Annotated in this window: 5 protein-coding genes; 3 read left to right on the forward strand and 2 right to left on the reverse strand. The window is 71.7% G+C overall.

Annotation, left to right across the window (positions count from 1 at the left end; genetic code table 11):
* The first annotated feature begins 34 nt into the window (after positions 1 to 34).
* From G5C65_RS25130 to G5C65_RS25140, 3 genes are all read left to right on the forward strand, one after another.
* Complete coding sequence (locus G5C65_RS25130; RefSeq protein WP_165301205.1) at positions 35 to 940, forward strand: pirin family protein; 906 nt, start codon at positions 35 to 37, stop codon at positions 938 to 940.
* 132 nt (positions 941 to 1,072) lie between these two features.
* Complete coding sequence (locus G5C65_RS25135) at positions 1,073 to 3,409, forward strand: ATP-binding protein (protein ID WP_165301206.1); 2,337 nt, start codon at positions 1,073 to 1,075, stop codon at positions 3,407 to 3,409.
* Between the two features lie 66 nt (positions 3,410 to 3,475).
* Positions 3,476 to 4,003, forward strand: coding sequence for a TerD family protein (locus G5C65_RS25140; RefSeq protein ID WP_165301207.1), 528 nt, complete (start codon positions 3,476 to 3,478; stop codon positions 4,001 to 4,003).
* A gap of 52 nt (positions 4,004 to 4,055) precedes the next feature.
* Here the strand turns inward: G5C65_RS25140 and G5C65_RS25145 are convergent, their stop codons facing one another.
* Together G5C65_RS25145 and G5C65_RS25150 are read right to left on the reverse strand one after the other, a co-directional pair.
* Positions 4,056 to 6,041: an OmpL47-type beta-barrel domain-containing protein gene (locus G5C65_RS25145; protein WP_165301208.1), complete on the reverse strand. Its 1,986-nt coding sequence runs from the start codon at positions 6,039 to 6,041 to the stop codon at positions 4,056 to 4,058.
* Positions 6,038 to 8,587 (reverse strand): ThuA domain-containing protein, encoded by a 2,550-nt coding sequence (locus G5C65_RS25150; protein ID WP_206442244.1) that lies wholly within the window; start codon positions 8,585 to 8,587, stop codon positions 6,038 to 6,040. Before G5C65_RS25150 ends, G5C65_RS25145 begins: the two co-directional genes overlap by 4 nt.
* Between the last annotated feature and the right edge of the window lie 236 nt (positions 8,588 to 8,823).

Below are 8,823 nucleotides of genomic sequence, written 5' to 3' on the forward strand. Positions count from 1 at the left end.
AAGAGACAGTTGGTGGACCGTTGGGAGGGACGCCATGGACACGGACCCCGGCAGCCCTGTCACCCTCCGGCATGTGCAGCGCGCCGAGCCGCGGCAGGTGGCGGGCCCGGACGCCCAGGTCGACAACAAGGCCCTGGTCATCGCGCCGGGCGACTTCCGCCGCACCGACCCCTTCCTGCTGATGGCCGAGGACTGGTTCTCCTCCACGGGCTTCGACTGGCATCCGCACCGGGGCATCGAGACCGTCACCGTCGTGCTGGGCGGCGTCTTGGAGCACGGCGACAGCCTCGGCAACGCGGGCACGCTGGGTGCGGGCGGCGCACAGTGGATGACGGCGGGCCGGGGCGTCATCCACCGCGAACTCGCCTACCGCGACGAGTACGCGCACACGCTGCAGCTCTGGCTCAACCTGCCCAGCGGCCAGAAGCTCGCGCAGACCCGGTACCAGGACCTCCAGCAGGGCGACTACGGGGTCTACACCGAGCCCGGCGTCCGCGTCGAGGTCGTGTCGGGCTCGACCGGCGGCGCGCGCGGACCGGCGGCCAACCTGTGGCCGGTCACCGGCCTGTTCGTCACCCTCGACCCGGACACCACCTACAGCCAGCTGCTCGCCTCGCACGACCGCGCCTTCGCGTACATCGTCTCGGGCACGGCCACGGTCGCGGGCCGGCAGCTGTGGGAGGGCGAGACGGCATGGTCCGACCCCGTGGTCGACCCCGGTTCCGAGGACGACTCCGTCAGCGAGCTGGTGTTCACCACCCCGCCGGGGAACGAGCGCACCACGCTGATGCTGTTCTCCGGCCGGCCGATCCGGGAACCGGTCGCCGCCGGCGGGCCGTTCGTGATGAACAACGAGTCCGAGCTGCGGCAGGCGTACGTGGACTTCGAAGAGGGCAGGTTCGGCCCCGTGCCCCGACTGGCGCGGGTCCGGAACCGCTGACACCGCGGCCCGCACCCGGGCACCGTATCCGTGCATCTCACCGGAGCACCCCTCACGCAGGGTGCTCCGCTGCGTATCCTCCGTAGAGAGGGACGACAAGCACGGCGGCCGGCGCGACGGTGGGGGCTCTCCATGGCATTCGGTGTGATCCAGCGGCGTACGGGTGAACTCCCCGCGGAGGTCACCGGGTTCGTCGGGCGCACGGCGGAGCTGCGGCAGCTCGTGGAGCTGCTCGGGCAGACCCGGCTGGTCACCGTCGTCGGGCCCGGGGGCGTCGGCAAGACCCGGATCGCGCTGCGTGCCGCCGCACGGCTCGCGGGGCACTACACGGACGGCGTCTGCCTGGTCGAGCTGACCGGGCTGCGCGACCCCGAGCTGCTCGCCCACACCCTCGCCACCTGTCTGGGCCTGCCCGAGCGGCAGTCCAGGGACCGGCTCGACGTGCTCCTCGACCATCTGCGCGACCGGCGGATCATGCTGATCCTCGACACCTGTGAACACCTCGTGGACGCCTGCGCGATGCTCACCGACGTCCTGCTGCGCGAGGCGCGGGGCGTCACCGTGCTGGCCACCTCCCGCCAGCCGCTGGACGTGCCCGGCGAGGCCACCTTGCAGATCCACCCGCTTCCCGTGGACGAGGGGCCCGCCGCGGGCCACGCGCCCGGCGGCGACGCCGTGGAGCTGTTCGCGCAGCGCGCCGCCGCCGTGGTGCCCGGGTTCGCGGTCACCGACCGCAACCGCGCCGACGTGCTGAGCCTCTGCCGCCGTCTGGACGGCATTCCGCTCGCCATCGAACTGGCCGCCGTCCGGCTGCGCACCGTGCCGCTGCGGCAGCTCGTCGACCGCCTGGAGGACCGCTTCCGGCTGCTGACGGGCGGGCGGCGCACCGCGCTGCCCCGCCACCAGACGCTGCGTACCGCCATCGACTGGAGCTACGGGCTGTGCGAGGCGCCGGAGCGCCTGCTGTGGGCCCGGCTGTCCATCTTCGCGGGCACCTTCGACACCGGCGCCGTCGAGGAGGTGTGCGCCGACAGCGAGCTGCCCCGTACGGAGATCCAGGAGACGCTGATCCGCCTCGTGGACAAGTCCGTGGTGCTGCGCGTGGACGACGGGGAGGGCGGCACCCGCTACCGGCTGCTGGACACCCTGCGCGAGTACGGCGCGGAGCGCGGGGAGCTGGGCGCCGAGCGCCTGCGGTACGTCGAGCGGTACGCCGGACTGGCCCGGCACTTCGGCGGCCGCTTCCTGGACGACGACCAGCTCGACCGCGTCCAGGCCCTGCACCGCGAGCACGCCGACATCCGCGCCGCGCTGGAGTACGCGTTCGCACTGCCCGGGGGCGATGCGCTGGCCGCGCGGCTGGCCGGCGACCTGTGGGGCTACTGGCTGCTGTCCGGACACCTGACGGAGGGCCGCTACTGGCAGACCCGCGTACTGCAGCGCTTTCCGCAGGCGGGGCCCGAGCGGGTGCGCGCGCTGTGCGTACGGGGGGCCCTGACCATGTTCCAGCGCGACTTCGGCCAGGCGTACGCCGATCTGAACGCCTCCGCCGACCTGGGCGGCGGCGACACCTTCGCCGCCCGCGCCTGCGGGTTCCTCCAGCTCCTCCTGGCCGTCCAGGGGTGCTACGCGGACTCGGCCGCCGCCGGTGCGGAGGCGGAGCGGCGGCTGTGCGCCCTGGGCGATCACATCGGGCTGAGCTTCCTGCACATGACGCGAAGCTTCCTCAGCGTCGTCACCGGCGACGCGGACGGCGCCCTGGAGCACTGCGCGCGCAGTTGGCGGCGGCTGGGCCCGCACACGCGCGAACACTGGCTCAGCGGCTATCTGTTCTGGGTCACCGGCATGGCCCACCTCCAGCGCGGCGCGTACGACGAGGCCGCCGACGCGCTGCACCAGGCCCTGCGCCTCAAGCGCGCGGTCGGGGACCCGCTCGGCGCCGCGTACGTCCTGGAGTCCCTCTCCTGGCTCGCCTCCGAACTGGGGCGGCACGAGCGGGCCACCGTGCTGCTGGGCGCGGCCTCCGCGCAGTGGCGGCGGCTGGGCAGCACCACCCGGGTCGGCCCGGCGCTCATCGAGCGGCACCAGGCCGTCGAGACGGCGGCCAGCGTGGCGCTCGGCGCCGAGCGCTTCACCGCGCTGCTGCAGAGCGGAGCCGGCAGCCCGCTGGAGGCCGTGGTCGACTTCGCCCTCGGCGAGACGGAGGACGCGCAGGACGCCCAGGAGGGGGAGGACGCGGAGGAGTTGGAAGCGGCGGGGCCGGGAGCGCCGGGCGGTGCGGACGGGCTGACCCGGCGGGAGCGCGAGGTCGCCGCGCTCGTCGCGCAGGGGCTGTCCAACCGGCAGATCGCCGACCGGCTCGTTCTCTCCAAGCGGACGGTGGACGCGCATCTGGAGCACATCCTCACCAAGGTCGGCGCGTCCTCCCGCACCGAGATCGCCACCCGGCTGGCGGCCGGTGGCCGTTGACCCTCCGTGGCGTGGCAGGATGGTAGGTCGAGTGGCATCTGCGGAGTCGGCGAGGAGGGCGGTCAGGTGAGCAGCCTGAACAAGGGACTCAACAAGGTCGAGGTATCCCTCAAGTGGGATCCGGCACCTTTCGGGGCGCCTCCGTGCGACCTCGACCTCATCGCCGCGACGTACACCACCGACGCGCTGCACGACCCCGACTACCTCGTGCACTTCGACAGCCGCTCGCCCGACGGCACCATCATCCTCAACCGCGACAGCAAGACGGGGCAGGGCTTCGGCGCTGACGAGGTCATGACCCTGGAGCTGGAGCGGCTCGCTCCGCGGTACATCCGGGTGATCGTGGGCGTGGGCATCCAGCAGACCGGGATGCGCCGCACGTTCGGCGATGTGCAGAACACCGCGATCAGGCTGCGCGAGGGGTACACCGAGCTGGCGCAGGACGACTTCGCCGCCGTCGCGGACGCGACGGCGGCGAGGGTGGCGGAGTTCGTGCGGTCCGGCACGGGGGGCTGGGAGCTGAGGCTGGGGGTGCGCGGTTACGACGCCGACCCCCAGACCCTCCCGTATCTGATGGGCGCCACCGAGGAGTAGCCCGGAGGGCGGCCCGCCGGGCGGCGGCGCCCGCCGGGCCGTGGCCGGCGGCCTACAGCTCGCGGATCCGGATGTCGCGGAAGCTCACCACGTCACCCGTGCTGTGCGTCTGCAGCCCGATGTAGCCCTCCGCGTATCGCCTCCCGTCCGTTCCCGGGTCGTCGTCCCGCGGCGGGTTGAAGAGCTGCCCGCGCGCGTTGTCGAACTCGTTGATTAGCACGCCGTTCCGGTACACCTCGTAGTGCTGGCCGATGACCCGGATCTCGTAGTCGTTCCATGTTCCCTTGGGCGTCACCCCGGCCCCGGCCAGGCCCACCCGGTCGAAGCCGTACACCGAGCCCGACTTGTACATGTCCCCGTCAGGACGGTCGAGGATCTGGAGCTCGTGGCCGTACTTGATGGACACCCACTCGGGGCGGGACTCCTCGGGGTGGTCGTGGACGTCCGGGAAGCGGACGAACACCCCGCTGTTGGCCCGGCTCGCGTCGCCGCCCGGCGCGTCGTCCCGCCACTGCAGCTTCAGCGAGAAGTCGCCGTACGTGCGCCGCGGGAGCCACAGCATGCCCATCCCGTCGACCGTCGTCGAACTGGTCATGGCGCCGTCCTCGTTGAGGCCGAAGCCGCCGCCGCCGACGTGCTCCCACTGCGCGAAGGACTCCTTGGTGCCGTCGAACAGCGGCCGGTAGCCGGTGTCCTGGCCGGGCGTGCCGATGCCGGACTGCCGCGCGGCGCGCTGGATCAGCTGCCGTTCGCGCGGCACGATCACACCCTCCTTGAGCAGCGCGGCCGTCACGCTCCGCACGTGCTTGAGGAAGAGCGCCTGGGACGTCCACTCCTTCTCGTCCTCGATCAGCTCGTTGATGGTGCAGCGCCGCTGCGTCATCCGGTTGGGGACGCCCGTGTCGACCGTGCCGACGATCACCGTCAGCCGCTCGTCGTACTCGGGGCAGTCCGGTGACGGCACTCCGCCGCCCGGTGCCACCCGGAAGGACAGCCGGCCGGGCTCGGAGGTGTTTCCGGCCTTGTCCGTGGCGCGGTAGTGCACCGTGTGGTGGCCCGTGCGGTCGATCACCACCGGCTCCTCGTACGCCAGATACGGGCCGCCGTCCAGCGCGTACTCGACCGTGTCCACGCCGGACTTGTCGTCCTCGGCGGTGACGGTGACCTTCGCCTTGCCGACGTAGTCGCCGTCCGAGTTCCTGGACCCCTCCGCCTTCGCTTCGACGGCCGGCGGTGCGGTGTCCTCGTCGGACGGCTCGGCGACGGTGAAGTCCACCGACTTCACCTCGGTGCTGTTGCCGGCCTTGTCGGTGGCGCGGTAGCGCACGGTGTGGCTGCCCGCCTCGTTCACCGTCACCGGGGCGGTGTACGGCTGGAACGCGCCGTCGCCGAGGGCGTACTCGATGGTGTCCACGCCCGAGTCCGCGTCGGAGGCGGTCACCGTGACGGTGGCCGAGCCGACGTAGTTGCCGTCGTCGTCCTTCTCGCCGTCGACCTCGGCCGAGGTCTCGGGCGGTGTGGTGTCGTCGCCCGGGTCGTCGCCGGTCACCACGAGGGTGCCCTGCATCTGCCCGTGCCCCGGGATGGTGCACAGATAGCGGTAGGTGCCCGGGGTGAGCGTCACCTCGGCGGTGTGCTTGCCGCCGTTCGAGTCCGAGGGGGTGGCCAGGATGTCGAGGTCGACGTCCTGGTTGTAGTCCGAGTCGGAGGTGACGAAGGTGAGGGTGTGCGCCATGCCGGTGGTGTTGCCGGTGGCCTCGCTGTTCTCGAAGACGATGGTCGCCTTCCCGGCCACGGCCGTAGCGGGCGCCGTGGTGTACTTCGTCATGTCGTCGCCGGCCGTCCAGGTCAGCACCTGCTGGTCGGCCGCGGCCGCGGGCGGCGCCGGTGCGGCGGGCGCGGACTGCTGCCCGTACGCCGTCGCCGACGTCAGCCCGAGCACCATCAGCAGCGCCGCCAGGAGGGCGGTCACGGTGTGCCGTCTGCGCCGGGTGCCGCTTCCGGCGCGTCTCGTCGGGTGGCTGGTCGGGAGTCTCATCGGGACGCCCCCTTCTCAGGAGCGGGAGGCTCGGCCAGGTCCCCCCGCGCGGGGGTCGGGGCGCCGCCCTGGTACGTCACGCGCCACAGCGCGGACTTGTCGTCGTGGGTGAAGAACCCGCGCCCGTAGTCGAGGACGTACAGCGCGCCGTCCGGGCCGAACTTCCAGTCCATCAGGTTGCGGATGCCCCCCTCGCCCACCGGGATGATCGAGTCCAGGCTCTCCGCGTGCGCGGGCAGCGCACCCGTCTCGCCGGGCCCGTCGCCCTCCGGCATCACCAGGGCGTGCCGGGGCTGGTCGCCGTCGTAGAAGTCGCCGACGAACCACTTGCCGTCCCAGTAGGCCGGCCACTTGTCCTTCGCGTCGCTGTCCGCGTCGTAGCGGTAGACCGGCCCGTTCATCGCCGCCTGGCCGCCGCCCTTGAGCCAGGGCTCGCGCAGCGTCTGCTCGTCCAGCTTGTAGCTGGGCACGCCGTCGGCGTTCCGGGGGAAGTCCGGACCGCCGCCCTGCGGGGAGTACCAGATGTTGTTGTTCCGGGCGGGCGGGATGTTCACCAGGCCGTCGTTGTTGGGGGACTCGTTCTTGAGGTTGTCGCAGTCGTACCAGCCCAGCGGCTTGCCGGGGTCGGGCAGATTGCGGTCGCGGTAGGGCTGCTTGTTGCCCATGCAGTACGGCCAGCCCTGGTTGCCCGCCTTGGTGATCTTGGCGAAGGTGTCGTACTTCGCCGGGCCCCAGGTGCTGCTGGGCTCGGGCGCGTCCGGGCCGACCCAGCCCGCGTAGAGGATGTCGGTCTTCTGGTCGACGGCGATCCGGGAGGGGTTGCGCACGCCCATGACGTAGATCTCGCCGCGGGTCTTGCCGCCGCCCTCGTCCGTCTCCTTCCCGGTGAACAGGTTGCCCTCGGGGAGGGTGTAGGTGCCGTCGTCCTCCGGGTGGATGCGGAGGATCTTGCCGTTGAGGTTGTTGGTGTTGCCCGAGGTGCGGCGCGCGTCGGCGAAGGAGACGCCCTTGAAGTTCGGCTCCGGGTTGTTGCCCGAGTAGCCGTCGGAGAAGCCGGAGGAGTTGTTGTCGCCGGTGGCGATGTAGAGGTTGCCCTTCGAGTCCCAGGCCAGGCCGCCGCCCGCGTGGCAGCAGCTGTGGATCTGGACCGGCCAGGACAGCACGACCTTCTCCGAGTCGAGGTCCAGCTTGTTGGTCTTCTGGTCGAGGGTGAAGCGGGAGACGCGGCGCTCGGCCATATGCGTCTCGCGGTTGATCTCGCTGTGCGGCGTGTAGTGCAGATACACCCAGCCGTTGCGGGCGAAGTCGGGGTCGAGCTCGATGCCGAGCAGCCCCTCCTCGTTCTTGATCAGCTCTTCGCCGCCGCCCTTGTTGCCGAAGACGGTCAGCGCGCCCGCGAGGGTCACCTGCTTCGTCTCCGGGTCCCACACATGGATCTGGCCCTGGCCCTTGCCGATGTCCGGGTCGTCCCAGTCGGTGACGACGGGCGCGTCGCCGTCGCCGCCGCCCCGGCCGATGTAGAACACCCGGCCGTCCTCGGCGGTGACCGCGCCATGCGGCTCGCCGATCTGGTCGGCCTGGCCGGGCTGGTTGGGCTGGGTGAGCCGCTCGGCCCGGTAGTTGGAGGTGATGGTGGCCTGGCAGTCGGCGCGGGCCAGCCGCGTCGTCCACATCAGCGCGCCGCGCAGATGGGCGCGGAAGTCGGTCTCCGCGTAGCTGGCCTTGGTGCCGCCCATCGCGGTGTAGAAGGACCGGCCGCCGTCGTAGTCGCGGCACCAGGACACCGGGTGGTCCCAGCCGTTGCCGCCGTCGCCGGGCCGGTAGCTGCTCTCCCGGACGCGGGCCACGGTGTGCACCTCGCCGCTGGGGTTCTGCTTCCAGTTGAGCCACTTGTCCGGGCGCTTCCACTCCGCCGGGAGGTCCTTGGTGGCCGGGTTGCGCTGGTCGCCCACCTCGACGGTGGCCCGCTGCGCGCTGTCCGGACTGGCGGCGGGACGGGCGCCGATGAGGCCGGTGAACCACTCGGAGTAGGGCTCGGCACGCGCCGCGTCGTGGATGCCGAGGAAGCCGCCCCCGGCCTCCATATAGCTCTCCAGGCCCATCTCCTGCTCCGGAGTGAGCACATCGCCGTCGCCGGTGAGGAAGGCGACGGCGTTGAAGTTCCCGAGGCGGGGCTTGGTGAAGACGGCCGGGTTGTCGGTCGCGGTGACGCTGAACCGCTCGCGTTCGGGCCCCTGCCGGCCGATCTTCTCGATGGCCGCGATGGCGGCGTCGACCGTGGGGGACTCCTCGCCGGTGCCGGTCGTGCCGTAGAAGAGCAGGACCTTGACGTCCTCTCCGCCGGGCGGCGAGGGGAGATGGAGATCGGGGGCCCGGGGGCCGGGCGGTGCTCCCGCCAGTGCCGGCGGGCCCAGCAGCCCCGCGAGGAGGACGCCGGCCAGCAGTGCGGCCAGCCGTCCGCGTCTGCGCGGTCTGGTGCGGCGCAGTGCGCCCCATCCGCGTCGCGGTACCGCTCTGTCGCGCGATTCGTTCCGCTCGTTCCGCATAGGCGATCCACCCCTCTTCTGCCACAGAACGTCGCAGAAGCTAGACCTCTTTTGACGCTCCGCCAAGAGGTATGACCGCAATACGACAAACTTTGTCCTGAGTGTGGATAAACGAAGATCCTCGCGCTACTGTCCCTGGCGGCTCATCTCACGCACCCGCTCCAATCGCCGCCGCACGCACCGGGGGAGACCGATGACCGATACCGCCGGACCCGGATCCCACAGCCCCTCGCCGC

Source organism: Streptomyces boncukensis (genome assembly GCF_011045075.1).
GTDB lineage: Bacteria > Actinomycetota > Actinomycetes > Streptomycetales > Streptomycetaceae > Streptomyces > Streptomyces boncukensis.